The sequence below is a fragment of the Treponema sp. R8-4-B8 genome, assembly GCF_054786175.1.
Genome location: NZ_BDHE01000355.1, coordinates 1 through 466 on the forward strand (window position 1 = coordinate 1; position 466 = coordinate 466).

General features: G+C 51.3%; 1 protein-coding gene. It reads left to right on the forward strand.

Going from position 1 to position 466, the window contains the following annotated elements; translation table 11 throughout:
* Nucleotides 1–70 precede the first annotated feature (70 nt).
* Nucleotides 71–466 (forward strand): UDP-3-O-acyl-N-acetylglucosamine deacetylase (locus tag ACYVRA_RS08745; protein WP_461252329.1); only part of this gene is annotated, 396 nt, incomplete at its 3' end.

Consider the following 466-nt stretch of genomic DNA (forward strand, 5'->3'; position numbering starts at 1 on the left):
CGTCGTATTATGAAGGCGAGTTGTATAATGTTGTGAGACAAGGCAGAGGCTGTCTCTTATACACATCTAGATGTGTATAAGAGACAGATTTCCGCTCGACTACCTGCGCGTCACCTTAGAGATAGACTACAAGTACCCGGCGCTCGGCGCCCAGTACACGACCATGTTCTCGCTCAAAGACTACGTCGCCGACTTCGCCCCGTCGCGTACCTTCTGCTTCCTATCCGAAATACAAAAACTGCGCGAACAGGGTCTCATTAAAGACGGCAGCTTAGACAGCGCTCTCGTAGTTCAAGACGTAGAACTGACTGATGAGAAAGTAGAGTATATACGCAAGCTGTTCGACAACTACAAGGGCCCCGTAGGCCCCGGGAAAAACGGCTACCTGAACAACACGGAGCTGCGCTTCTGGAACGAACCGCGCCTCTCCAAGCCGATTTTATTTATGGAGACGACTCTGAGCGGT